The sequence below is a fragment of the Enterococcus sp. DIV0436a genome (genome assembly GCF_051711605.1).
GTDB classification, from domain to species: domain Bacteria; phylum Bacillota; class Bacilli; order Lactobacillales; family Enterococcaceae; genus Enterococcus_B; species Enterococcus_B faecium.
The window spans coordinates 1,877,795-1,902,500 of the sequence record NZ_JBIONA010000001.1 but is presented as its reverse complement, the minus strand read 5'-3'; the positions used below and the strand labels follow the sequence as shown (position 1 = coordinate 1,902,500).

Below are 24,706 nucleotides of genomic sequence, written 5' to 3'. Positions count from 1 at the left end.
GTGGCGAAGTGGTTAACGCACCGGATTGTGGCTCCGGCATTCGTGGGTTCGATTCCCATCATTCGCCCTTTATTCTTGGGGTATAGCCAAGCGGTAAGGCAAGGGACTTTGACTCCCTCATGCGTTGGTTCGAATCCAGCTACCCCAGTTATTATTTTTAAATTTGCCGGCGTGGCGGAATTGGCAGACGCGCTGGACTCAAAATCCAGTGTCCGTTGAGGACGTGCCGGTTCGACCCCGGCCGCCGGTATAATTATCAATATAGCAACTTTCTTATAGAGAGTTGCTATATTTTTTTTGTTTTTATGTAATTACCTCCAAATCAATTCGATACAAGTATTATCATAAAACGAGTAAAAAAGATATTGATAACGCTTTTATTATGTGTTAAACTATTTTTGTAAATTATGTAGGGTGCTACTATTCAATTAGGCACGACCTAAGAAAGGGTTCTTTCTTAGGTCGTTTTTTGTCTTTAAAAATTGTTTGGAGACAAAAATATGTATGAAGGAGTCTGCAAGTTGTTTTGTTTTATCATATAGAGGAGGTGAATTAACGGTGTATGTGATGAAAAAGCTGAATCATAATGCTGTATTGATCGATGACGATGGAATAGAAAAAATTGCGATGGGGAAAGGGATTGGCTTTTCTGCTAAAGTGAGTAAGCCATTTGATGTTGAGGATGCTGACAAATTATTTGTATTAGATTCTAAAGAAAAGATCAAACGATTCAGTGAGATAGTCTCGCAGATTCCAATCGAATTTATGGATTTTGCGGAAGAAGTGATTGAACTGATAACAGCTAGGATCTCCTCTCCATTAGATTCAAATATCTATATTACATTGACAGATCATATTTATTTTGCTATTCAACGAAAAAGAGAAGATAGAGATGTCACAGCAATTATGTTGCCAGAAATGAGATTCCTTTATCCAAATGAATATGATATAGCAGTAGAAGTGGTCGAGCGAATCAATCATCGATATCAAACCGAGTTAGGGTCAAATGAAGTAGGATTCATCACTATGCATATCATTAATGCTGAGCTAGGAGAGCCTAATAGTTTAAAGAGCTTAAAAATAGTAGAAATGACGACCACGATTTTGTCCCATCTAGAAAAATCCTATTCAAACGTTTATGATAAAGAATCACTGACTTATCATCGCTTAATGGTTCATATCAAATTCCTGGTTAAACGCTTGATTTATCAGGAAGAAACGCCAGTAGAAAATATTGGTTTTTTTACTGAAACATTTAAACATAGCAAAGCGTATTGTACAGCACTAAAGATTAAAGATATCATCGAACAGCAATTTCAACTTGCCATTCAAGAAAATGAAATCATCTATTTGGCAATTCATCTAGCAAGAATCTATTAAAATAAGGGCGTAACTATCTATAGGCGCAACCAAATGACACATAGTAAATGGACTATGATTATTTGGTTGCGCCTATTTTTAGTAGAAAAAAGAAGGAGAATGAAATGGGAAAAGTGATTTTTAATTCGGATGATTTTGGCTATAGCCATGGTGTGAATTATGGGATTATGGATGCTTATCAGCGAGGAATTTTGACATCAACTACATTGATGGCAAATATGCCGGGTTTCGAGCATGCTGTGAAACTAAGAAAGGAAGTGCCTAGGCTAGGTGTAGGAGTCCATTTAACATTGACGTGTGGCAAACCACTCCTCAAAACTGTCGATACTCTTATGGAAAGCGGAGAGTTCAGATCCTTATCTTATTATCAGCATCCATTTAACATTGACAAAGATCAACTGTATCAGGAATGGAATGCTCAGATTCAAAAAATTTATCATGCGGGGATCATACCAACTCATTTAGACAGTCATCATCATACTCATACTTTGGATGAAAATCAGGAGGTAGTTGTTACATTAGCAAAAAAATATGATTTGCCGGTTCGGAGCAACTTTGAACGAAAAGATGAAGTTCGTCATGTCGATTATTTTGAGCCTTGTTTCGATGTCGTAGGAGAAACTGATGAAAAAAAACGACAAATCAATACGAGTGTGGAAGAATATTTGGCAAGTTTACTCATGATATTGAGAGAAGATAAAACGATCGAAGTCATGTGTCACGCAGCGTATTTGGATCAGGAATTGTTAAATGGTTCAAGTTTTGTGTATCCTCGTACCCACCAAGTCGAATTTTTAATTCATTCAGCATTTGCTCAAAAAGTGAAAAATGATTCTTTGATTGAGTTAGTAACATATGAGGATATTTAATAGAGGAGGAATAAAAATGAATGTTAAATCAAATGTGCAGAAGCTTGGAAGAGCGATGCTACTTCCAGTTGCAGCGATGCCATTAGCGGGATTGATCATGCGTTTATCAGCTGATGATATGCTGAACATCCCAGTAATCGGTGCAGCTGGAAATGCCGTTTTTGGAAACTTGGATATCTTATTTGCTATAGGAGTTGCAATCGGTTTTGTCAAAAATAAGGACAAAGGAATACCTGCACTTACTGGTTTTTTAGCGATTGCTACCTTGAAAAAAGGCTTAGAAATTATGGACCCAGAAGTGAATATGGGGATTTTTGGTGGAATTATTTCCGGTTTAGTAGCGGCATGGACGTATAATCGCTTTAAAGAACAAAAATTACCAGTAGTTTTTTCTTATTTTGCGGGCGAAAAATTCCCATTGACTATGGTGATGATTCTACAAACAATCGCAGCTGTTTTTTTGGGCTTTATCTGGCCGCTCATCCAAATTGGGATTGATAATTTTGCAAAACTGCTCGTTGATATGGGAGCATCAGGTGTGGGGATATTTATGTTTTTGAATCGTTTGCTGATCCCCTTTGGACTGCACCATGTGTTGAATACGTATATTTATTACGATTTAGGAAGCTATACATCTCCTAGCAAGGAAGTTTTCAGAGGAGAGATGACACGCTTTATCAACGGAGATCCTCAGGCTGGACTGTTTTTATCAGGTTTTTTTGTAGTAATGATGTTTGGTATACCAGCTATATGTCTAGCTATCTATAAAGCAGCTTATAAAGAAAATAAAGAGATGGTCAAAGGAATCATGGGAAGCGGTGCAGGAACTTCATTTATTGCAAATATCACTGAGCCTGTTGAATTTAGTTTCATGTTTCTTTCTCCTATGTTGTACGTGATCCATGCACTTTTTGCCGGTTTAGCAGGGATTGTCTGTTACTTATTCAATATACGAATTGGTTTTACATTCGGAGCATGTATTGTTGATTATCTCATCAATTTTCGAATCGCTACCAATGCTATTTTGATTCTTCCAATCGGAATTTTCTTTTTTGCCTTGTATTACGTTACTTTTTATTATTTGATCAATAAGAGAAACATTCAGACATTAGGACGTGAAGCTAAGGCAGAGTTTGGCAATGAAGTAACCTTAGAAGAAACAGAGTTAGGGTTAGCAAGTAAAAATTATGAATATATGGCAACAAAAATGCTACAAGCGTTTGGAGGAAAAGCCAATATCCTGGATGTCTATAGTTGTAATACACGCCTACGGGTAGAGGTAGTGGATCCCACCATGGTCGAGGAACAGCGAATCAAGCAATTAGGGATAAGCGGGATCATTAAACCAACTGAAAAAAATTATCAAATTATCATCGGCTTAGAAGTGACTTATGTTATGGCAGAATTCAATAAATTATTAGAAGAATAGAAAGGAAAAGATGATGATGAAAAAACAGATTATCACTATAGCTGGAGGCGGGAGTACGTATACACCAGGAATCGTTCAAGCCATTTTGAACAATGAAAAACGGTTGCCATTATCTGAAATACGTTTATATGATATTGATGAAGAAAGAAATATGGATATGTACTTGATTGTTAAATTTATGCTGAAAAGAAAAGGTTTTTCAAATATTCGCATTCGTGCAACGGATGATCCAAAGCTTGCTTTTACAGGATGCGATTTTGTTTTCTCACAAATTCGTGTTGGAGGATTGGAGATGCGAGAAAAGGACGAAAAGATTCCACTTAAACATGGATTAGTAGGACAAGAAACGTGTGGACTCGGAGGATTTGCTTATGGGATGCGCTCAATCAAAGGTTTATTGGAAATTGTCGATCATATACAAGACTATGCCCCCAAAGCATGGATTTTGAATTATACAAATCCAGAGTCGATCGTTTCTGAAGCTGTTCGTCGTAAATATCCGAATGTAAAAATGATTAATGCCTGTGATATGACTATTTCAATTGAAGAAACGATTGCAGTGAATTACGGTTATGATCGTAAGAATTGGATCGTTACGTATTATGGTTTAAACCACTTTGGCTGGTATACATCGATTTATGATAAAGAATTGCAACGAGAAATTATGCCAGAGATTATTGAAAAACTAATAACAAAAGAAATGCAAGTCGCCGATTTTAATATAGGAGACAAAACTTGGCAAAAAACCTTTCAAATGATGTCAGTCATCACGAAAAATTTTCCAAGTAATATCCCGAATAATTACTTAGAGTATTACTTATATCCTGATATGGTCGTTGAGCATACTGACAAAGAGTATACACGTGCTAATATGGTCATGGATGGACGAGAGAAAAATACCAAAGAAATGGCTGATAAAATACGCCGCGGTATTGTGGAAGAAGTATTGAACTTTAATTTTGGGGAGCATGGACAATATATCGTCGATATAGCTATTTCCTTGTTGAATAATGATCGTCGTCGCTTTATGCTAATCGTTCCTAATCAAGGGGCGATTCCGAATCTACGGTCAGATGCAGTTGTTGAAATACCGGCATATGTTGGTGCAACTGGTGTGGAGCCAATTACACTAAGAAAACCAATCAGTGATTTTCATAAAGGATTGATGGAGGCACAAGTTGCAGCAGAGAAGTTACTAGTAGATGCTTACTTTGAAGGTTCTTATCAAAAAGCTTTACAAGCATTTACATTGAATCAAACCGTACCAAATGCCAGAGTCGCAAAAAAAATACTAGATGAAATGATCAAAGTAAACAAAAAATATTGGCCAGCATTAAAGTAGAGGTGATAAAAAGTGCATTTCTTTAAAACAAGAAACATTCTAAAAGCTGTAGCTAGTGGTCAAATTATTCCATTAACAGCAGTAAAAGACGAGGTCTTTTCTTCAAAAATGATAGGAGTTGGATACGCTATAACGAATCATGATGGATATATCCATGCGCCAGTTAAAGGAATAATCGATAATATATTTCCTACCCGACATGCCATAACGATCGAAAGTGAATCTGGCAGAAAAATACTGATCCATATGGGTTTAGATACAGTTGAACTCGAAGGAAGTCCGTTTCAGATACGGGTTGAAAGTAACCAGGAGGTAAAAGAAGGGACACTGTTAGCTATTATAGATTTGAAGAAGTTGGAGCAAGCACAAAAAGATACGGTGATCATTGTAGTTTCTCCAGGCATTTTTGAAGGAAATTTATTAAAACAAAACCAAGAAGTAAAGATTAAAGATAGTTGTTTTGAATTTTAGTGTACGATGAAAAAAGTTAAATAGGGTGATATTTATGGGTGAATTTACAAAATTTTTTTGAAATGATATGTTTCAATCACTAGATTTAATCATTTTGATTTTTGTTAATTATCGAATTTTTTTGTTGCTCCTATGATTTAGAAAACTTATTTTCAGGATTCTTAAAAATAAATTTGATTATTTAAGAGAATATATTGAAATAAAATTTCTTAATTATATAATTAGTTATGAACATTCTTTGCGTTGTCATGCAATGAATGGTTCATATTTTATTGAAAAGGAGTGGTTTTAGTGGAAAAGCTGATGAAATGGGTCGAAGAGAAACTTGTCCCACCAATGGCAAAAATTGGTACACAGCGTCATTTATTAGCAATTCGTAATGGGGTTGTTTCAACATTGTCATTGATTTTGATTGGGACATTTTTTATGGTCTTTATCAATTTACCGTTTCCTGGATGGAATGAATTTATTGCCCCTTATTCGGCAACGATTGTTTTACCCTTTAGGATGACGATGGGATTGATGGCTATTTATGCAACTTTTGTTATGGGTTCGGATCTAGCTAAATCATATGGATTAGATAGTGTGACAGGTGGTATATTATCTTTAGGAACGTTCTTTATGTTACAAGTTCCTGTAAACGTTTTAACTCCTGAAGAGGCACCTCTTGGCTGGGTCTTACCTATGAGTTCTTTGGGAGCATCTGGGATGTTTGCGGGGATCTTATCTATGATTTTTGCAGTGGAAGTATATCGTTTCTTTAAAAATCGAAATATTACTATCAAAATGCCAGAACAAGTGCCACCTGCTGTTGCCCGTAGTTTTGAGGCATTGATTCCAGGTGCAGTCATTTTAACAATTACTTGGCTGATTCGAAGCGTCGCGGGCTTTGATGTAAACGCTGCCTTATTATCGTTATTCGAGCCTTTAACCAATATTTTAGGGAATAATTTGCTTGGTGTTTTACTACCAATGTTTTTGATCCATTTGTTGTGGTCATTTGGTATCCATGGTATGAGTATTGTAGGGGCTGTTGTTCGTCCAATGTGGCTGATCATGTTGGATGAGAATGCAAAGGCATTGGCAGATGGTACAGCTGCCACCCAATTACCCTATATCGCTCCTGAACAGTTTTATCAATGGACGGTAACAATTGGTGGTGCAGGAGCAACGATCGTGGTATCTGTTTTGTTTATATTCTTCTGTAAATCAAAATTCTTGAAAGAGGTTGGTCGTTTTTCTATTATTCCTGGTATCTTCAATATCAATGAGCCCATGATTTTTGGAGCTCCTATGATGTTGAATCCTTACATGTTCATCCCGTTCAACTTAGTTCCTTTAGTTTTGACTATTATCAGTTATTTTGCAGTCAAATTAGAAATGGTCAATAGATTTACTGTTTTGCCAACTTGGACATTACCAGCTCCAATCGGCGGTTATCTTTCAGCAGGAAATGACTGGCGTGTTGTTATCTTGATCATGATCAACACATTGATAGCATTTATTATCTATTATCCATTTGTAAAAGCTTATGATAAAAAGATGCTGTCAGATGAACAAAGTCGTGGAGAAAACGAAGTCCAAACTGTCTAAGTTTGGTTTTTAGAAGGTGGGAAACAATGTATTGGCTGATTTTATTTTTTGTTTTTATCTTTTTATTAACGGCTAGTCACCTTATATTGAATATGCTAGCTACATATCATATTCAAATCAATCGATGGATTTGGGCACTGGCATCATTTTTGATCGTGATTCTTCCAAAGATCATTGTACCGCATATGAATGTTTTGTTTTCATGGGGGACATATGTACTTTGTGGAATTTTTGCTATCAATTTTATGATCGAGCAGCATAGATGGTTTGTCACATCGAAGCTTTAAATGTTCTAAAAGTGGTTGTGACAGAAGTGGTTAGCTTCAAGAAATAAGAAGAAATTTACGAAAATTGCTTCTTAAATTTTTGTGAAATGTTGGCTTATTTTTTCGTTTGGTTGAACTTATTACCGCAGATGCAAGCTTTTGACCACCGTTTATTCGGAATATGGGACTGTGACAAGGCTTTTGTCACAGCCCTTTTTTACATAAAGATTATTATTGTTTTAACTGTTTTGGCAGAAAGAAGGAGGCAAAAATGAAAATTTTATCAGCAATGGATTTAGAATTAGTAGATCTACTACCAAAGTGATCAAGTCAAATATAGATTTGGGAGCTTACAACCATATAGTAGGGGCTGCAGTATGGTGTATGAATGGTAATATGTATGATGAGAGTGTTTATTCAAATCATGAAACGTGTATAGAAATAATTGCGCTGGGAATAGCAATCAGTCATGGTGAACGTGACTTTTAGTGTATCGTTGCTGACGACATAGAACATTCTGACATGATCTACTCAATATGTGGGGATTGCTGGCAGTTTATATAGGAGTATGCATCGGATTGCGAGATCATTGTCTCAACAGAAGAGGGAGGTTGATTATCAAAGATAAAGTGGTAAATCCTACATTTGATTTAGTAATTGTTGAGGGGACTAGCAGCACAAATCTCTACAAAGCGATGCTTCTAGATCTATATGACACATTTTAAGAAAATGTATTTGCCTAATTATTATGGTCTTTCTTTTGAAGAAACGTTGAGATGATCCAACCAGAGAAAGGTGTCAAAGAATTTGACTAAGAATAAATGGCAGACGCTACCTATGCTCATTTGGATAGCGTCAGATCTTTTATTTTAAGGATGATTTTGTGTTTTTTAGACACCGTAATTTAAGTAACTCTAACTTTTCAATCCACTATTTACTTTTTTTGTATTTTCACTGTCTGGGTCTCGAATAGCGAAATTACTGATGAGTCTCTATTAAAAAAGCTTTTTCTACTTGAAACTATATTGGGTGGTTGCTCAGGAAGGTTTCGATTTCTTGAATTGCTTGTTGTGGACCATTTATTGGAAAAACGGCTTGCAGCGTGCGTGCCTGCTGACGAATCTTGGGTGAAGAAACTTCGCGCAGAGCAATCTGCAGTTTTTTTTCAGTCACTGGTTTTGTGAGGGCGATTGCGTTTCCGTATTTTACACAATAGTCAATATTACAGCTTTGCTCAAATTGCATCCCCACACCGATAAACGGTTTGCCGGATTCACAGGCAGTTTGGACGGTCCCTTCCCCGCCGTGGATAAAAGAAAAATCAATGAATTCATGCAAAAGATGACTAGACAGATATTCTGTTATTAAAAGATCTTCTGAGTCAGATTGAATGTCATCAAGCAGATAGTCAATAGGTGCAATAACCGCTAGATCCGATTGTTTTTGTAAGAAGAACAAAATTTTGCGTAACATACGCGGATTGCCTGAACTACCCATTGCGAAATAGATAATACGTTTTCTTTCTTGTTGCTTTCGCTGTATAAAAGTTAGCACTTCTTCAGGCAAGGAAGTACTGAGCTTAGCAAAAATTGGACCAACGATTCGATAATTTTCCGGCAGCTGTTCTTCTTCCAAAAATAATTTAGGCGTTGTGATGAGATTTAGATCAGCATCCATCATTTGTAAACTTGTTTTTGGTAAAGGAAGCATTTCTCTTTGTGCAGCGTGTTTGAAGGCATTGGGGATCCATCGGGTATTTACTATACGCTTTTTTGTCCAGTGCCAAAGGCGATTGCTTAAAGGGCCGAAGAAACGTAACTCGTGGGGCATCAGCGCATGCTCTGATTGAAAAAAAGGTTCACTCAAAGCATAGGGTTTAACATATACTAAAGGAATCTTTTTACTGCGGGCCGATAAAAAAATTGTCACATTCGAACCTGTCACAATCAGTCGAGGCTCAAACTTAGCAATCAGACTCTGTTCACTAGTGATACGAGAGGCAACCATTTCTTTGGTAAAAGGGTTTTTAAGTGTACGCAACTGGTCAAATTTTATGATTTGTTCTTCTTGTTTTTTCGTAAGGGTCGGCGCTAGTAAATGATACTCAAAGTCACTTTCTGTGATCAAAGGAGCAAAAGTTTTAGAAAAGCCAAAGAATACACAGTAATAACGGTCTTTCATAGCTTTGGCAACCTCAATCATTCGTGTTGTCTCAGCTAAATTGAATACTGCAGGAGCAAAAAGAATTGTCTTCATGAAATCCTCCTTATTGGAATGAGTCTATCCCTTCGTTTCTTACTAGTATACTAAAAGACACAGCGTTCGAGTAGCCTATGTATATTTTGAATATTAAACTGTCTCTCGCTGTTTTCACAACTTCTAAATTTAAATTTTGTAATCAAGTTGAAACTCCAATTTTCAAAAAAACACGCAACAATTTTTTGATCGATTTATATGTTGTGCCAGATAAATACGAGAAGTTGTGTCATTAAAAATAAACATGATGATTGAGAACATAAAAAAATAAAATAATTATATTAATTGATAGGTGTGCTGTCGTCATTATACACACGTAAGAAAGAAATAGTTATGTTTAAAAATATTCTTAGACTTTCTCGCCATGACAATTTTCACTATGTGTTATAACTGTAAACGATAATTATTCAGATAACACAAAAAGAAATCAAGGAGCAGATACGCCAGTTGTTTAATTTGAATATTATTTTAAAATTAAAATTTTTATTCTGTTCTAAACATTTTTGGTTGTTTAGAACTTTTTTTTGTGTATGATATAAAGGAGAAATAATTTTTTAAAGGGAAGGAAATTGTTTTGATTAAAGTAGATGGAGCATTACTAAAAGAATACCGAAAGAAAAAGGGGTTAACACAAGTACAATTAGCAGAAGGCATTTGTGAACAAGCAACTGTCAGCAATATCGAAAACAAGAATATGTCGCCAGGCATCAATATCTTAAGTGCGCTTTGCAAAAAGCTGAATGTCGAGATCTCCGATATATTAGTAGAAACAGAAGAAGACAAAATCAGGAAAAAAATAAATGAGATTCAATCATTGAATTCTGTATCAAAATACCAAGAATCTTATAAAATTTTACAAACGATCGATCAGGAAAAAGTAAGTAATTCTGATCTTTTAAATCAAATTTTATTTTATCAAGGACTGCTTGATCATCTTTATGCGAAAAAACCAGATGCAGCATTATTTTATTTTAATCAAGTGTTGGAACAAACGACCGAAACAGATATCCATCACTTACAAGCAGCTGCAAACGTGGCAATGATCTACTTGTCAAAAGGAGAATTAGATTTTGCGAAAGTTTATGTGGAGCGTACACTTAAAATATTGAGTGAGACTGATTTTGATAATCTGATGGTCTGCATTGTATATTATGATATCGCCACCTATTACCGTAAAATCGAGGATTATGATAAAGCAATCCAATTATGTGAGAAGGGTATTGAGTATAATAAGAAACATAAATCGACTTATGCATTGGAATACTTGCTTTATGAAATTGCTTCTTGCCGTAAGCAATTAGGAGAAGATGATTATTTAGAAAGATATATGGACGCAAAAAAAATAGCGCGTTTCAACGGAAATGATTACGCGGTAAAGGTGATTGAAAACGACCTGAAATAAAGTGGTTGTGAAATCAGTGTTCTGATTTGAATACCGTTTATTCGAAAAAAGGAGGTGTGACTTTTGTCACACCTCCTTTTTTCGATATTGTTTGATTCCTATTTAGGCAACATATAACGGTTATAAAAGAAGCAATAGATTATGATGGTATCGATTGGATGGATACATCTTGGGATTCCTTTATCAATTTGAGCGTAGCGTGTTTTTCATTTATCGATAAATTTGTTATTCATTTTTTTGATAATCCTATTTACATATTTACGTCCTGGTTCTTAAAATGAATCTACTTGAATGGTTTTTATCCCCGTATTTCTGATCTCCTCTAATACTTTTTCAGAACAAAATTTATCAGTGATCAAATAATCAAAGACAGAAATATCAGCAATCTTGAATTTTGACGTCAGTCCGATTTTTCGATGATCAGCGACTAAAATCTTACATTTGATTGTCTTGTTGACCATCATTTCGTTGATCGTTGATTCATTTAATATCTTTGTTGTGACCCCATGTACTACATCGACTCCGCTACAGCCAATGATACAAATGTCTGCATTGACTGAAGAAATCGTATTTAATGCGATGTCGCCCACTAGTGCTTCTTTTGGAAAGCGCATCTCTCCACCAGTTAAAATATAACTACAATTATCTTTGTGCGGAGAGTAATTGATTTTCACGTTGTTTGTAATGACTGTCAAATGGTTAGATTGAAGAAAATCCAGTGTTTTCAACGCAGTCGAGCTAGAATTGATAAACAGCGTATCATAATCGTTAATGTATTTACTAGCTTCTCTGGCAATCGCTTGTTTAATCCTTTCAGGACCAGATTGATCAAAATCAGTCTGGTTTTTGTAATTATAAGAACAATAACCGTAATTGCGTATGATCTCGTTTTTTTCTTCTAATAAATTTAAATCTCTTCGTATCGTACTAATAGATACATCAAGGGATTCAGCTAATTCGAAAGTTGATAGTTGTTCAGTCTGCTGAAGCAGTTCCAAAATTTCTTTTTGACGTTTTTCAATATTGACAAGTGAGTTTTTCATGACTTTTGCCTCCTGAGGGACATCTTGATCCATGGATTTATTTGACTAGTTGTTCATTTAAACATTCATATCTGTCTTTATTATACTGAAACAATCATTGATTACTGAAAGAAAATCATATAAAAAACAAACGGTCATATAAAAGGGTTTTCATGGATGCTGATACACATTAATATTTACTTGTAAGTTGGAACAACGATATGGGGGGAGCAAGCAAATGAGTAAAACTGTCAATGAAGTAACAAAAGAAAAGTGGTTAGTAGAAACATTTCCTGAGTGGGGCACATACTTGAATGAAGAAATCGAAACAGAAGTAGTGGATCCTGGAACTTTTGCTATGTGGTGGCTGGGCTGTACGGGAATTTGGCTGAAAAGTCATGAAGGAACGAATATTTTATGTGATCTATGGTGTGGGACGGGAAAACGTAGTCATGGGAATGGCATGATGAAAAAAGGCCATCAGATGATGCGTATGAGTGGCGTTCAAAATATGCAGCCTAATTTACGTACTCAGCCTTTCGTAATCGATCCTTTTGCGATAAAAAATGTAGATGCTTTAATCGTTACACATATCCATTCCGATCATCTAGATATCCATACAGCCGCAGCAGTTCATCAAAATTGTCCTGAAGCAACATTCATTGGGCCAAAAGAAGTGGTTCGCACGTGGCAAAAATGGGGAATTCCTGAAGAAAAAACGATTACAGTAAAGCCAGGTGATGCAGTCAAAATCAAAGACATCAATGTAGTAGCTTTAGAAGCGTTTGATCGGACAGCATTGGTCACTTGTGAAGATCCAGAAGAGGTATTAAAAGGAAAAATCCCTCAGGAGATGGATCAAATTGCAGTAAACTATTTATTCGAAACATCAGGAGGGAATCTTTATCATGCAGGAGATTCACATTACTCCAATTTATTTGCCAAACATGGTAATGAACACAAAATCGATGTCTGTTTAGGGGCCTATGGTGAAAATCCACGCGGTATAACAGACAAAGTTACTTCTGTTGATATGCTGCGCATGGCGGAGTCATTGAATGCAAAAGTAGTGATTCCTGTCCACTACGATATTTGGTCTAATTTTATGGCTGATCCAAAAGAGATCACTGAAATTTGGAAATTCAAAAAGGATCGCCTGAAGTATGGATTTAAACCTTATATCTGGCAAGTAGGCGGGAAATTCATCTATCCGACAAACAAAGATGATCTTGAGTTTAATTTTTATCGAGGATTTGAAGATGTCTTCTCGATTGAAAATGATACACCGTTTCCGTCGTTTTTATAAGAAAGAAGGGGAGTTTCTTGCTGAAATACTTTTTTGACCATCAATTGATTCATTACCCAGATAAAGAAATCACGGATTGGCGTGAAGCTATCGCCGAAAGCTGTCTTGTATTGATCGATAAGGAAATTATTGATGAAACGTATGTGGAGGAGATCATCCATTGTGTAGAAAAATATGGGCCTTATATTGTGATTGCACCTCAAGTAGCAATGCCGCATTCTTCAGAAAAAAGTGATGGTGTTTTTGGAACAGCTATTTCATTTACCAAATTGAAGCAGCCAATCCGTTTTGAAAGTGAAGGGGAGAATGAGGAGAAAACGGCTAGTTTGTTTTTTACACTCGCAGCAAAAGATCCAGAAGAACATCTAGAAAATATCCAAAAATTATCCGAATTATTAATGACAGATGGATTGGTTGAGCGTCTCATCTCTACGAACTCCATCGATGATTACCAAGTTGTGATGGCAGAATATAATTAATTGATAGAGGAGAAAAAAGATGGGGGAATTTTTGTTAAGCATTTGGACGTATTTTGCAACAAATATCTTGACGCAGCCAGCATACCTGATTGGTTTTATCGTGTTATTAGGCTATATTTTGCTGAAACGCCCGCTTCATGAATGCATCGCTGGATTCTTAAAGGCAACGGTCGGTTACTTTATTTTGACTGTTGGCTCTGGTGGTTTGGTCAATAATTTTCGGCCAATCTTGGTTGGACTAAAGGAACGGTTCAATTTGGATGCCATGGTTACAGATCCTTATTTTGGACAAAATGCTGTGGATGCTGGATTAATGGAGACATTTGGCCGTACCTTTGGAGATGTGATGATTTTATTACTGATTGCATTTGTTTTAAATATCTTATTAGTCCGTTTTCAGAAATATACGAAACTGCGTTCCGTTTTCACTACCGGAAACGTTCAGGTTCAACAAGCAGCTACCGCTTTTTGGATTTTACTGTTTTGCTTTCCTGATCTAGGTAGGATACAAGTATTAATTTTTATGGGACTGATTTTAGGTTGTTATTGGGCAGTAGCTTCTAACTTAACAGTAGGAATCACGCAGGAATTGACAGAAGGTGCCGGATTTGCAGTGGCACATCAGCAAATGTTCGGAATCTTTATATTTGCAAAATTAGCTGAGTGGATGAAAAAGCGGGATGAAAAGAAAAATAGATCAATCAAGCAAGACAAAAAAATCGAAGATATCAAATTACCAGGATTCTTGTCGATTTTCAATGAGAATATGGTTGCTACTTCGTTACTCATGCTATTTTTCTTTGGGATCATTCTGATTGTACTAGGCAAAGATTATTTGATTCAAGCGCAATTCATGCAAGAAGGACAGAGTTTCTTATTCTACATTATGACGACTTCTTTAAATTTTGCGGTATATCTGGCGATCTTGCAATTAGGTGTTCGGACATTCGTCGATGAACTAACTCAATCTTTCCAAGGAATCTCAAACACGATTTTACCAGGAGCTGTTCCAGGAATTGACGTAGCTGCTACTTTTGGCTTTGGTTCGCCAAATGCGGTAACGATTGGGTTCTTGTTTGGTGCTTTGGGACAGTTTTTGATGATTGGTTTACTGATTTTATTGAAATCACCAACGATCGTCATAGCCGGTTTCATTCCGTTGTTCTTTGATAATGCCGTTATAGCAGTTTATGCCAATAACCGAGGTGGATTCAAAGCCGCTTGCCTGTTCCCGTTTCTTTCAGGAATCATACAAGTAGGCGGTTCAGCATTATTCGCTACATGGATTGGGATGTCAACATACGGTGGTTATATCGGGATGTTCGACTGGGCAACAGCTTGGCCATTGTTTACAGTAATCATGAAAGTCCTAGGTTATGCTGGAATTGCCGTAGTTGTCATTGGTTTATTGGCTATTCCGCAGTTACAATATCGGAAAAATCCTGATGGTTATTTTTTGATTGTAGAAGACTATGACACATATGCAGAAAAGCAGAGAGTATAAAAGAAAATCTGATTAGACAACACTCATAATGGAGGGATTAAGATGAGAATTTTAGTATCGTGTGCAAATGGATCAGGAACAAGCTTGATGATGATGAGAAGTGTGGAAAAAGCAATGAAAGAACTAAACGTACCAATTACCAAAATCCATCATTGTGCCATTTCAGAGGGGAAAAGTTCAGCTGGCCAATACGATGTAGTTTTTACGCCAGTCAATTTTTTGAATATGTTTACTCAGGCAGAGAAAAAAGGAGTTACAGTTATCGGTATCAAAAATGTGATGTCAGCCAAAGAAATCAGTGAAAAATTTGCTGAAACAAAGTGGTACCAAAAAAACAAGTAAAGGAAGGAACTAAGATGAGCAGGCCGAATTTGCAAATTGCGTTAGATCACAATGACTTAGAACATGCATTAGGAGATGTTATGAAAGTTGGTGATGTAGTAGATATTATTGAAGTGGGCACAATTCTTTGCTTACAGGAAGGACAAAAAGCGATTCGCTGTATTCGCAGTATGTTCCCAGATAAAAAACTAGTCGCTGATACGAAATGTGCAGACGCTGGAGGAACAGTGGCGAGTAATGTTGCAAAAGCAGGAGCAGACTGGATGACAGTCATTTGTTGTGCAACGATTCCAACTATGGAGGCAGCACAAAAAGAAATAGGTGAATTACAAGTAGAACTCTACGGCAATTGGACTTTTGAACAAGCCATGGATTGGCATAACATCGGTATCCGGCAGGTAATCTACCATCAAAGCCGTGATGCGCTGTTATCTGGTGAAACTTGGGGTGAAAAAGATTTATCGAAGATCAAAAAACTGATTGAACTAGGCTTTAATGTTTCTGTAACTGGTGGATTAAATCCACACACATTACACTTATTTGAAGGGATCGATGTGTATACCTTTATCACTGGTCGTGGTATTACAGCAGCAAATGATCCGATGAAGGCCGCACAAAACTTCAAAGATGAGATCATTCATATCTGGGGGTAAGGAAATGGCTCAAATTGGGATTTATGAAAAAGCATTACCCAAAGATATTTCATGGAAAGAACGTTTTTCCCTTGTAAAAGAAATGGACTTCGATTTTATCGAGATGTCGATTGATGAGACGGATGAGCGGTTAGCACGATTAGATTGGTCTGAAGAAAAGATAGCTGAGCTGAGAGAAGAGATGTTCAGCTCCGGTGTACGTATCCATTCGATTTGTTTAAGTGCGCATCGGCGATTTCCGTATGGTTCTGCTGATCCAGAAAAGAAAAAAGCAGCGAAACAACTAATGAAAAAAGCAATCCATTTGGCGCATAATCTAAGCGTCAAAGTAATCCAAATAGCTGGATACGATGTTTATTATGAAGAGAAATCAATGAATTCCAGAGAAGACTTTATCGAAGGAATAAAAGAAAGCGTAAAGGAAGCTTCTAAATATGGCATCATTCTTTCCGTGGAAATCATGGATGATCCATTTATGAACTCCATTTCAAAATTTTTAGAAATCAAAGAACAGATTCATTCCCCTTTTCTACAAGTATATCCAGACCTAGGCAATTTGTCCGCATGGCCGGAAAATAATCCGGCTCGAGAACTTGAGAAAGGGATCGATTATATCACTGCTATCCACTTAAAAGATACTTACCCTGTAACAAAAGAATATTCAGGCCAGTTTCGTGATGTTCCTTTTGGTAGCGGTTGTGTTGATTTTCTTGGATTATTAAGACATTTGAAACGTCTAGATTATGATGGAACATTTCTGATTGAAATGTGGAGTGAAAAAAGCCAAGACTTTCGAAGAGAAATCCAGCAGGCAAAAGACTACTTAAGTTCTAAATTGAAGGAGGCTGGCTATGATGTCTTGTGAAGAAAAAATTGCAGCAATGAAGCAACGTGTCCTTGAAGCAAATCTGGCATTGCCGCGATACGGATTAGTCAAATTGACTTGGGGCAATGTGAGTGAAGTGGACCGTGAGCTAGGAGTCATCGTCATTAAGCCAAGCGGTGTCAGATATGAATGCATGCAAGCAGATCAAATGGTGGTAACAGATTTGTCGGGAAATATAATAGAAGAAGACAGCTTAAAACCATCTTCAGATCTCCCCACACATGTTGTTTTGTATCAAACTTTTGAAGATATAACTGCTATTACTCATACTCATTCCACGCACTCCGTCATGTGGGCGCAAGCAGGACGCGATTTGCCAGCTTATGGCACGACTCATGCTGATGCTTTTTATGGTAAGGTTCCTTGTACACGCCAATTGACGAAAGAAGAAGTAAGAGAAGCTTACGAAGTTCATACAGGGAATGTGATTGTCGAGACGTTTAAGGAAAGAAAATTAGATCCAAACGAAGTCCCTGGAGTACTTGTCTATGGACATGGACCGTTCACATGGGGGGATTCACCTATGAAAGCAGTAGAAAACAGTTTGATCTTAGATGAAATTTGTCTGATGGCCAAAGAAAACGAGCTGATCAACCCCAATATATGTGAAATCCCGCAATATTTACTAGATAAACATTATTTTCGCAAACATGGAGAGTATGCATACTACGGGCAATAGAGATGCTAGGGTAAGGGTAGAAAATTAAAAGATAACACTTGATAGAGAGAAACAGAGGTTGTGAAGAAAATTTATCACAACCTTTTTTATTTATCAAAAAGGATGCATTCTAAAAGGAAAGAGGAATTTTAAGGAATCGAGAGAATCTTTACAGGAGAGTTATATGTGATAGATTAAATAGTCAAAGAATTGTATTATTAGAGGGAGAATTGTATAAGAAAGGAAGAAAAAAATGAATATTGATTCCCTTATGATCGATGAGATTTCTGAATTATATAAGAGCGTTGGTTGGACGAATTACACAAAAGACACTGCAAGGTTAGCTAGAGCATTTGAACAATCTGAATCTCTGATAAAGCGTAATGGGGAAGGGAAGATTATCGGAATCGTTCGTTGGATCACTGATTTTGCGACGATCGCATTTATTCAAGATATCCTCATTCATCCGAGATATCAGCGCCAAGGAATAGGCAAATCACTTTTGAATGAAGCTTTGGAGAAGATCACTAGTTATGGACCAGTCCAAATCGAATTATTGACAGATGATACTGAGAAAACAAAAAACTTTTATGAATCAGTAGGATTTGTTCAAGTAAAGGAAATGGGTGGTATTTCTTATGTCATAGATACTAGAAGAAAAAAAGTGCTTTTTGGTAATGACAAATAACATATAATAACGTACAAAAGAAAAAATTCTAGCTTAGTTCTTTAGAAAAACAAGAGGATAGACTTAGTATCACTCAATCTATCCTCCAATGCTCAGCTATTTTATTTTTTTACTCACCTCTTTATCAAATACAATTTTTTGCAAATTCGAACTAATATAAAAAATGAACACATGATTTTTTTTTAAAGCAAATGCTATGCGATAATTTTTTTTATTAATTTTGACTTTCATCTCGTATATTCTTTTTGCCGAACGAGTACGCACTGGCTTTATACGAAAAAAATTATGCTCCAAATACTCTGTCACTTTGTGGGAAATTGCTTCTTTATACATGAAATGTTCTTCTTGTGGAAATTGCTTAAGTAGTTCACTGTCAAATTCAACAGTATAATCCATGTTTTATTTCCTTTCTATACTGATACATTATAAAAATAAACAATTTTATAAGTCTCTATATTTCATGATGAATGACAAGTATATTTGATTCATCTTGATATAGCTCTACGAGATCTCCAATTCCAGGATACATATTGAAATAATCATATGGTATACAAACGTTTATTTTTTTTCAATTGTCAACACTGCGTCTTCTTCTTCTAATTCTATAATCTTAGCAATTTGTACGTCGCTTTTCATGTGTGATCTTCCTTTCTATACATTGGATTTACTTTTCGATGATATCTACAACAGCTTTGCCACAAGTCAGTTCTTTTTCTAGCTCGTTCTTTATTTTTATGGCACATGGTTTGGAAAAAGGAGCAGCTTCTTTCCATGAACCAAGTAAAGGATATTCGTTACTGATACCTTTCACATATTGTTTGTTTTTGACGCCTTTTGTTTTTACTTCTACATAATACATTTGATCCTCTTCTTTCTTGCTGTTTTTAGTTAATATTCAAATATATGTAAGTGAAAATGATTATGTATCTATATCTTTATGATAAATAAAAAGAATCAATTTGAAAGTTTTTTTCGATAAAGTCCGTATAATTGTGTAAAAGTAAAAAGGCCATATAACAGTCCTTTTACGGTACAATGTTTTTAACGACAAAAACATACCCAGGAGGACTTTTACATGACCCAAGTACATTTTACACTGAAAAGCGAAGAGATTCAAAGCATTATTGAATATTCTGTAAAGGATGACGTTTCTAAAAATATTTTAACAACGGTATTTAATCAACTAATGGAAAATCAACGAACAGAATATATTCAAGCAAAAGAATATGAACGAACAGAAAACCGACAAAGTCAACGAAATGGCTATTATGAGCGCAGCTTTACGACACGTGTAGGCACGCTAGAATTAAAAGTACCCAGAACACGTGATGGCCATTTTTCACCCACAGTGTTTGAACGTTATCAACGAAACGAAAAAGCCCTCATGGCTTCAATGTTGGAAATGTATGTATCAGGCGTTTCAACTCGTAAAGTATCAAAAATTGTGGAAGAACTTTGTGGTAAATCCGTCTCTAAGTCCTTCGTTTCTAGCTTAACAGAACAGCTAGAACCTATGGTTAACGAGTGGCAGAATCGTTTATTATCAGAAAAAAATTATCCTTACTTAATGACCGATGTACTCTATATAAAAGTACGAGAAGAAAATCGAGTACTCTCAAAAAGCTGTCATATAGCGATTGGAATAACCAAAGATGGCGACCGTGAAATTATCGGCTTCATGATTCAAAGTGGCGAAAGCGAAGAGACCTGGACAACATTTTTTGAATACCTAAAAGAACGCGGTTTACAAGGTACGGAACTCGTTATTTCTGATGCGCACAAAGGATTAGTCTCTGCCATTAGAAAATCCTTCACCAACGTAAGTTGGCAAAGATGCCAAGTTCACTTCCTAAGAAATATCTTTACCACCATTCCTAAAAAAAATTCAAAATCTTTCAGAGAAGCTGTTAAAGGAATTTTTAAGTTCACAGATATTAACTTAGCGCGTGAGGCTAAAAATCGATTGATTCATGATTATATCGATCAACCAAAATATTCAAAAGCTTGCGCATCATTGGATGATGGATTCGAAGACGCCTTTCAATATACCGTACAAGGAAATTCCCACAATCGACTAAAGAGTACCAATCTAATTGAACGACTGAATCAAGAAGTACGCAGAAGAGAAAAGATTATTCGCATCTTCCCCAATCAAACATCAGCCAATCGCTTAATTGGAGCCGTTCTTATGGACCTACATGATGAATGGATTTATTCTTCAAGAAAATACATCAATTTTGATAAGTAGAAATGGTAAAAACATTGTATAGCATTTTACACAGGAGTCTGGACTTGACTTTTTTTTCACTCGATATAACTAATTTGAATAATATATATAATAAAAGGCTATTGTTCTTAAAATATAAATAGTATATAAAGAGATTGAAGGTAATGCTCGAATGAACATTACCTTCAGTCTTAATGATGCTTATAACTAACGTAATAAAAACCTGAAACAAAAATAGCTCCGCCGATGATATTTCCAATATAAACGGGGATAAAATTCGAGAGAAATTCTAACCAAGTCGCTTGACCTTCAAATATGGCAGCAGGTATCACAAAACAGTTGGCCACACTATGCTGGAAACCGATTGCCACAAAAATCATGACTGGAAACCAAATCGTTAGTACTTTTCCGGCCGCATCTTTTGCTCCATATGATAACCATAACGCTAAACCGACAAACCAATTACAACCTATTCCGGAGCCTAATGCTTGCCACCAAGAAACAGCGATTTTATGATCAGCAATATGAATCACTTGGTCGAGATAGACACCTGAATGAGTTAAACCAACAAAGTGTCCAAAGAAATAAGCAACGAAAATTGCACCAATAATATTTGCAAAAGTAATCACTGACCAATTCTTAACCAGCTGTGAGAATGTGACTTTTTTATCCATAAAGGCAATCGCCACAGCCATCATATTTCCGGTGATCAATTCACCACCGCCAAGAAGGATGACCAGCAGGCCGATAGGAAAAACCGAGGCACCAACTAAACTAGTCAAGCTAGCCATAGATTCTGGGATAGAAGCAGAGACTCGTACGTATGCCAAATAACCTAGAGAAATCATGGCTCCTCCGATAAAACCTAAAATCAGTTTAGCTAAGATAGGTTTATGTATTTTTTTTGTTCCAAGATGAATACTGAGTTCCATAATTTCTTCTGGTGTGTGCATAATACTTCGATTCCTACTTTCTTAATGAATTTTCATGTGATAAAATATAGTGAAAAAATTCACATTTTCTTTGTTGATTATATCATCTTATTATTTATATGTGCATATTATTGTAAAATTTTCTATTTAATCACATTTGATTCTAAAAAAGAAACAAAAATAAAAGTCATGTATATGGTGGTCAAAAAGTAAGTAATATCAGTTATCAAATTTCCCGTAAATTTTCTTGAAACTACAGCATATTATTACTTCAAAACAATCTACATTTTTTATAAAAAAGGAAATGAATAACTGAAAAAAATTATTATAGGAGAGAAAAAATGTCAAAATCTAAAAAAAATATCACCATAATTGGTTTAGGCTTAACCGTATATTTATTTACAGAATTTGTTTATAGACATGTGAATTTATTTGCAGAACCTTTATTTGTATTATACGAATCAAATTCCTCAATCGTCAGTGAACTTGCTAATTTAATGATAGCATTGCTGTTTACTCCCGCGTTGAGAGTCATAACTATTTTGGTCTGTTTAGTGCTATTGTTTTTTGTTAATAAAAAGAAATAACGTAGTATTTCAAAAGACAAAGAAGTGGGATGATGATTGCTATAGTATGTTATACGTGGTGCTAGTCAAGTGATAATAAACAAAAAAAGAAACACGCAATAAAGTTTATTTCAAAACTTTATTGCGTGTTTCTTTTTTAGATTTTTTATATCTGTTGCTTTAGTAGTTACCAATAGTTTTCGCTTAATCAATCAAAACGATTTTTTGTTTATTGTATTCTTTACGAACCTTTTCAGGAATTTCTTCTGAAATAAGATAGGTAAGGTCTTCAATTGGACCGACGATATGATTACTGATGGTGCCGAATTTATCATTAGTTATCATCCCAAGTACTTCAGTAGAAATACGTATCATCTCACGTTTAATGTCGGATTCTTGCATAGTTGGCACGCTCGTTCCAACATCTAGATCTATGTTATAAATACCCATAATATAAAGGTCGGCTCGAATGTTTTGTAGTTGCTTATAAGCTTGTACCCCAATATTGATCATAGATTGTTTATAAAAAGTACCGCCAATATTGATAATTTCCAAATTAGGATGCTGTGCTAATGCTATGGCAATCGGCGGGCTATTGGTAATGATTGTTGCACGAAAATCTTGTGGGATTTCTTTTGCTAAAGCCAAGTTAGTTGTACTTCCATCAATGATGATGACAGATTCTTCTTTTAAAAAAGGGAGGGCTTTATGAGCTAATGCAGTTTTTTGTTCGCTAGCTACAGTTTCTCGGTAGTTAAAATTGGTAATTGGCGGACCAACACGTAAAGCGCCGCTGTGTACTCTTTTTAAGAGACCTTGGCTATCCAAATCTTTCAAATCTCGTCGAATCGTGTCTTCGGATACATTGAAACGTTGACTTAAATCACTAGCGATAACTTTTTGTTCTGCGTTTAATAAATCTAGAATTTTTTGATGACGTTCTAATTTCAACATGTTGCGTGCTCCTTCTTATTTATTCTTGTTTATCATGTCATTTATGCGTTTTTATGTCAATAATTTCCGTTTTTAATACACTAAAACGGCATAAACAAGCAAAAACAAAATATTTTTATGCAGTTTTATGTTGACTAGTATTTGTTAAGCGGTTACAATAAGGGAGTAATTAAAGGAGGGAATGTATGGAGAAAAAAATTATTTTGTCGCCTTCACTTATGTGTGGGGATCTAGCAAATTTGGAAGGAAGCATCCAAGAACTAGAAAGTATTGGGATGGATTCCTTGCATATTGACGTGATTGACGGTTCTTTTAGTCCCAGTATGCCTTTAGGGATCGAAACAATCAAAAGAATTAGAGAAATCACTTCAATGAATTTTGATGTACACATCATGGCTAAGGATAACGAATTTTTTATTGGAGAAATGTTGAAAATTGGCGTAGAGAGCATTACTTTTCATTATGAAACAAGCCTCCATATTGATCGATATATCCAGCTCATCAAGAATTCTGGAACAAAAGTAGGGATAGCTTTGAATCCAGCAACTCCGTTAAATGTATTACAATATATTTTACCCGAGATTGATAGGATTTGTTTGATGCTGATTAATCCAGGTTTTGCAACAAACAAGTCAGAAAAACAAATTTCTTACGCGCTAAAAAAAATTACAGATCTTTGCCAGTTAGTAAATGAGAAAGAGTTAGCAGTAGATATCCAAGTGGATGGACGGGTATCGTTAGAAACGATCCCGGGATTATTAGATGCAGGCGCAACAAATCTGGTATTAGGAAGTACAAGTTTGTTTCTTAAAGGAAATACATTAGCAGAAAATCAAAAACTACTTTATCAAGCGATGAAGCAATCAGTTAGGAAAAATCAATAGATGTAGTGGTCCTGAATAATAGAAATGGAGGGGAAATAGTTGAGTTATAAGGCGGCGAAACAAAATATTGTAAGAGAAATTACTGAAACATTAGACCGTATTTCTTCGAAAGATGTGGAACAATTGATAAAGAAAATTGAAAAAGCGGAACGAGTTTTTTTCGTGGGGGTTGGCAGAGTACTGTTAGCGCTAGAAGGAATGGCAAAACGCTTAGGGCATCTAGGAATTCAGACAGTAGTCGTAGGACAAATCACTGAACCGGCAATTACAGATAAAGATTTATTGATTGTTGGTTCTGGTAGTGGGGAAAGTGCTTTCCCACTAACTATTGCAAAAAAAGCAAAGGAATTTGGGTCCCAAGTTGCCCATATAGGATCAAACCCAGACAGCACAATGAAAGAATATTCAGATCTTTTTATTCGTATACCCGTACAAACAAAATTAGCGTTACCAGAGGAAATTTCTTCTATACAGCCAATGACTAGCCTGTTTGAACAAAGTGTTCTTTTGTTAGGAGATAGTATTGCTTTAGTGATGATAGAAGAAAAAGCAATTGATATGTCAAAGTTGTGGCAATACCATGCTAACTTAGAGTAG

The 24,706-nt window shown here is 35.8% G+C and carries 26 protein-coding genes and 3 tRNA genes (1 of these 29 only partly in view); 23 read left to right on the top strand and 6 right to left on the bottom strand.

The annotated features are described in order from the left end of the window. The 10 genes from IGL15_RS09280 to IGL15_RS09235 all read left to right on the top strand — a co-directional run. Nucleotides 1-67: transfer RNA gene (locus tag IGL15_RS09280), tRNA-His, on the top strand; it begins 6 nt to the left of the window's first position. Nucleotides 68-76: 9 nt separating this feature from the next. Beyond that, nucleotides 77-148, top strand: a tRNA-Gln gene (locus IGL15_RS09275). A 17-nt stretch (nt 149-165) separates the two neighbouring features. After that, a tRNA-Leu gene (locus IGL15_RS09270) sits at nt 166-250 on the top strand. A 254-nt stretch (nt 251-504) separates the two neighbouring features. Continuing rightward, nucleotides 505-1,380 (top strand): PRD domain-containing protein, encoded by an 876-nt coding sequence (locus IGL15_RS09265; protein ID WP_002288809.1) that lies wholly within the window; start codon nt 505-507, stop codon nt 1,378-1,380. A gap of 104 nt (nt 1,381-1,484) precedes the next feature. Beyond that, on the top strand, nt 1,485-2,249 hold the full coding sequence (locus tag IGL15_RS09260) for a carbohydrate deacetylase (protein ID WP_104765440.1): 765 nt from the start codon (nt 1,485-1,487) through the stop codon (nt 2,247-2,249). After that, nucleotides 2,236-3,678, top strand: coding sequence for a PTS transporter subunit EIIC (locus IGL15_RS09255; RefSeq protein WP_181045227.1), 1,443 nt, complete (start codon nt 2,236-2,238; stop codon nt 3,676-3,678). The genes IGL15_RS09260 and IGL15_RS09255 overlap by 14 nt, the downstream gene beginning before the upstream one ends. A 10-nt stretch (nt 3,679-3,688) precedes the next feature. Then, a complete protein-coding gene (locus IGL15_RS09250) occupies nt 3,689-5,020 on the top strand; it encodes a maltose-6'-phosphate glucosidase (RefSeq protein WP_181044017.1) in 1,332 nt (443 codons plus the stop codon). Nucleotides 5,021-5,032: 12 nt separating this feature from the next. After that, complete coding sequence (locus IGL15_RS09245) at nt 5,033-5,491, top strand: PTS glucose transporter subunit IIA (protein ID WP_002288815.1); 459 nt, start codon at nt 5,033-5,035, stop codon at nt 5,489-5,491. Nucleotides 5,492-5,782: 291 nt separating this feature from the next. After that, nucleotides 5,783-7,084 carry a PTS sugar transporter subunit IIC gene (locus IGL15_RS09240; protein ID WP_002318967.1) on the top strand — a complete coding sequence of 434 codons (1,302 nt, stop codon included), beginning with the start codon at nt 5,783-5,785 and terminating at the stop codon, nt 7,082-7,084. 26 nt (nt 7,085-7,110) lie between these two features. Beyond that, complete coding sequence (locus IGL15_RS09235; protein WP_002295336.1) at nt 7,111-7,371, top strand: diacylglycerol kinase; 261 nt, start codon at nt 7,111-7,113, stop codon at nt 7,369-7,371. A gap of 999 nt (nt 7,372-8,370) precedes the next feature. Here IGL15_RS09235 and IGL15_RS09230 read toward each other — a convergent pair. Continuing rightward, on the bottom strand, nt 8,371-9,606 hold the full coding sequence (locus IGL15_RS09230) for a glycosyltransferase (RefSeq protein ID WP_104765443.1): 1,236 nt from the start codon (nt 9,604-9,606) through the stop codon (nt 8,371-8,373). 574 nt (nt 9,607-10,180) lie between these two features. Between IGL15_RS09230 and IGL15_RS09225 the strand changes: the two genes are divergently transcribed. Beyond that, nucleotides 10,181-11,008: a helix-turn-helix domain-containing protein gene (locus IGL15_RS09225; protein WP_010829708.1), complete on the top strand. Its 828-nt coding sequence runs from the start codon at nt 10,181-10,183 to the stop codon at nt 11,006-11,008. 272 nt (nt 11,009-11,280) lie between these two features. Here the strand turns inward: IGL15_RS09225 and IGL15_RS09220 are convergent, their stop codons facing one another. Continuing rightward, nucleotides 11,281-12,051: a DeoR/GlpR family DNA-binding transcription regulator gene (locus IGL15_RS09220; protein ID WP_002288823.1), complete on the bottom strand. Its 771-nt coding sequence runs from the start codon at nt 12,049-12,051 to the stop codon at nt 11,281-11,283. A gap of 217 nt (nt 12,052-12,268) precedes the next feature. Here IGL15_RS09220 and ulaG point away from each other — a divergent pair, with 217 nt between their 5' ends. The 8 genes from ulaG (at nt 12,269) to IGL15_RS09180 (ending at nt 18,546) form a co-directional block, all read left to right on the top strand. Beyond that, nucleotides 12,269-13,336 carry an L-ascorbate 6-phosphate lactonase gene (ulaG, locus tag IGL15_RS09215; protein WP_104765444.1) on the top strand — a complete coding sequence of 356 codons (1,068 nt, stop codon included), beginning with the start codon at nt 12,269-12,271 and terminating at the stop codon, nt 13,334-13,336. Between the two features lie 17 nt (nt 13,337-13,353). Beyond that, entirely contained in the window at nt 13,354-13,815 is a 462-nt protein-coding gene (locus tag IGL15_RS09210; protein WP_002295331.1) for a PTS sugar transporter subunit IIA, read from the top strand. 19 nt (nt 13,816-13,834) lie between these two features. Then, nucleotides 13,835-15,319 (top strand): PTS ascorbate transporter subunit IIC, encoded by a 1,485-nt coding sequence (locus IGL15_RS09205; RefSeq protein ID WP_002288827.1) that lies wholly within the window; start codon nt 13,835-13,837, stop codon nt 15,317-15,319. Nucleotides 15,320-15,361: 42 nt separating this feature from the next. Next, the gene (locus IGL15_RS09200) at nt 15,362-15,661 is read left to right on the top strand and encodes a PTS sugar transporter subunit IIB (protein ID WP_002299656.1); all 300 of its coding nucleotides are present in this window, start codon (nt 15,362-15,364) and stop codon (nt 15,659-15,661) included. Between the two features lie 14 nt (nt 15,662-15,675). Then, entirely contained in the window at nt 15,676-16,314 is a 639-nt protein-coding gene (locus IGL15_RS09195) for a 3-keto-L-gulonate-6-phosphate decarboxylase UlaD (protein WP_081156998.1), read from the top strand. Nucleotides 16,315-16,318: 4 nt separating this feature from the next. Then, nucleotides 16,319-17,179, top strand: coding sequence for an L-ribulose-5-phosphate 3-epimerase (locus IGL15_RS09190; protein WP_081156997.1), 861 nt, complete (start codon nt 16,319-16,321; stop codon nt 17,177-17,179). Beyond that, complete coding sequence (locus IGL15_RS09185) at nt 17,169-17,879, top strand: L-ribulose-5-phosphate 4-epimerase (RefSeq protein WP_104765445.1); 711 nt, start codon at nt 17,169-17,171, stop codon at nt 17,877-17,879. Before IGL15_RS09190 ends, IGL15_RS09185 begins: the two co-directional genes overlap by 11 nt. Nucleotides 17,880-18,111: 232 nt before the next feature. Further along, nucleotides 18,112-18,546, top strand: coding sequence for a GNAT family N-acetyltransferase (locus tag IGL15_RS09180; protein ID WP_010776864.1), 435 nt, complete (start codon nt 18,112-18,114; stop codon nt 18,544-18,546). A gap of 96 nt (nt 18,547-18,642) precedes the next feature. Here IGL15_RS09180 and IGL15_RS09175 read toward each other — a convergent pair whose 3' ends face one another. After that, nucleotides 18,643-18,942, bottom strand: coding sequence for a hypothetical protein (locus IGL15_RS09175; protein WP_002318954.1), 300 nt, complete (start codon nt 18,940-18,942; stop codon nt 18,643-18,645). A gap of 268 nt (nt 18,943-19,210) precedes the next feature. Then, entirely contained in the window at nt 19,211-19,405 is a 195-nt protein-coding gene (locus IGL15_RS09170) for a hypothetical protein (protein WP_002289063.1), read from the bottom strand. Nucleotides 19,406-19,621: 216 nt separating this feature from the next. Between IGL15_RS09170 and IGL15_RS09165 the strand changes: the two genes are divergently transcribed. Continuing rightward, the gene (locus IGL15_RS09165; RefSeq protein WP_000195429.1) at nt 19,622-20,794 is read left to right on the top strand and encodes an IS256-like element IS256 family transposase; all 1,173 of its coding nucleotides are present in this window, start codon (nt 19,622-19,624) and stop codon (nt 20,792-20,794) included. A 170-nt stretch (nt 20,795-20,964) separates the two neighbouring features. On the opposite strand, the gene IGL15_RS09160 is transcribed toward IGL15_RS09165, so the two are convergent. Beyond that, a complete protein-coding gene (locus IGL15_RS09160) occupies nt 20,965-21,726 on the bottom strand; it encodes a formate/nitrite transporter family protein (RefSeq protein WP_002295324.1) in 762 nt (253 codons plus the stop codon). 320 nt (nt 21,727-22,046) lie between these two features. Here IGL15_RS09160 and IGL15_RS09155 point away from each other — a divergent pair, with 320 nt between their 5' ends. Then, nucleotides 22,047-22,292 carry a hypothetical protein gene (locus IGL15_RS09155; RefSeq protein WP_002307018.1) on the top strand — a complete coding sequence of 82 codons (246 nt, stop codon included), beginning with the start codon at nt 22,047-22,049 and terminating at the stop codon, nt 22,290-22,292. A 183-nt stretch (nt 22,293-22,475) separates the two neighbouring features. On the opposite strand, the gene IGL15_RS09150 is transcribed toward IGL15_RS09155, so the two are convergent. Then, complete coding sequence (locus IGL15_RS09150) at nt 22,476-23,225, bottom strand: DeoR/GlpR family DNA-binding transcription regulator (protein WP_002307017.1); 750 nt, start codon at nt 23,223-23,225, stop codon at nt 22,476-22,478. A gap of 185 nt (nt 23,226-23,410) precedes the next feature. Between IGL15_RS09150 and IGL15_RS09145 the strand changes: the two genes are divergently transcribed. Then, a complete protein-coding gene (locus IGL15_RS09145) occupies nt 23,411-24,109 on the top strand; it encodes a ribulose-phosphate 3-epimerase (RefSeq protein WP_002330246.1) in 699 nt (232 codons plus the stop codon). 39 nt (nt 24,110-24,148) lie between these two features. After that, on the top strand, nt 24,149-24,706 hold the full coding sequence (gene hxlB, locus IGL15_RS09140; protein ID WP_002307014.1) for a 6-phospho-3-hexuloisomerase: 558 nt from the start codon (nt 24,149-24,151) through the stop codon (nt 24,704-24,706).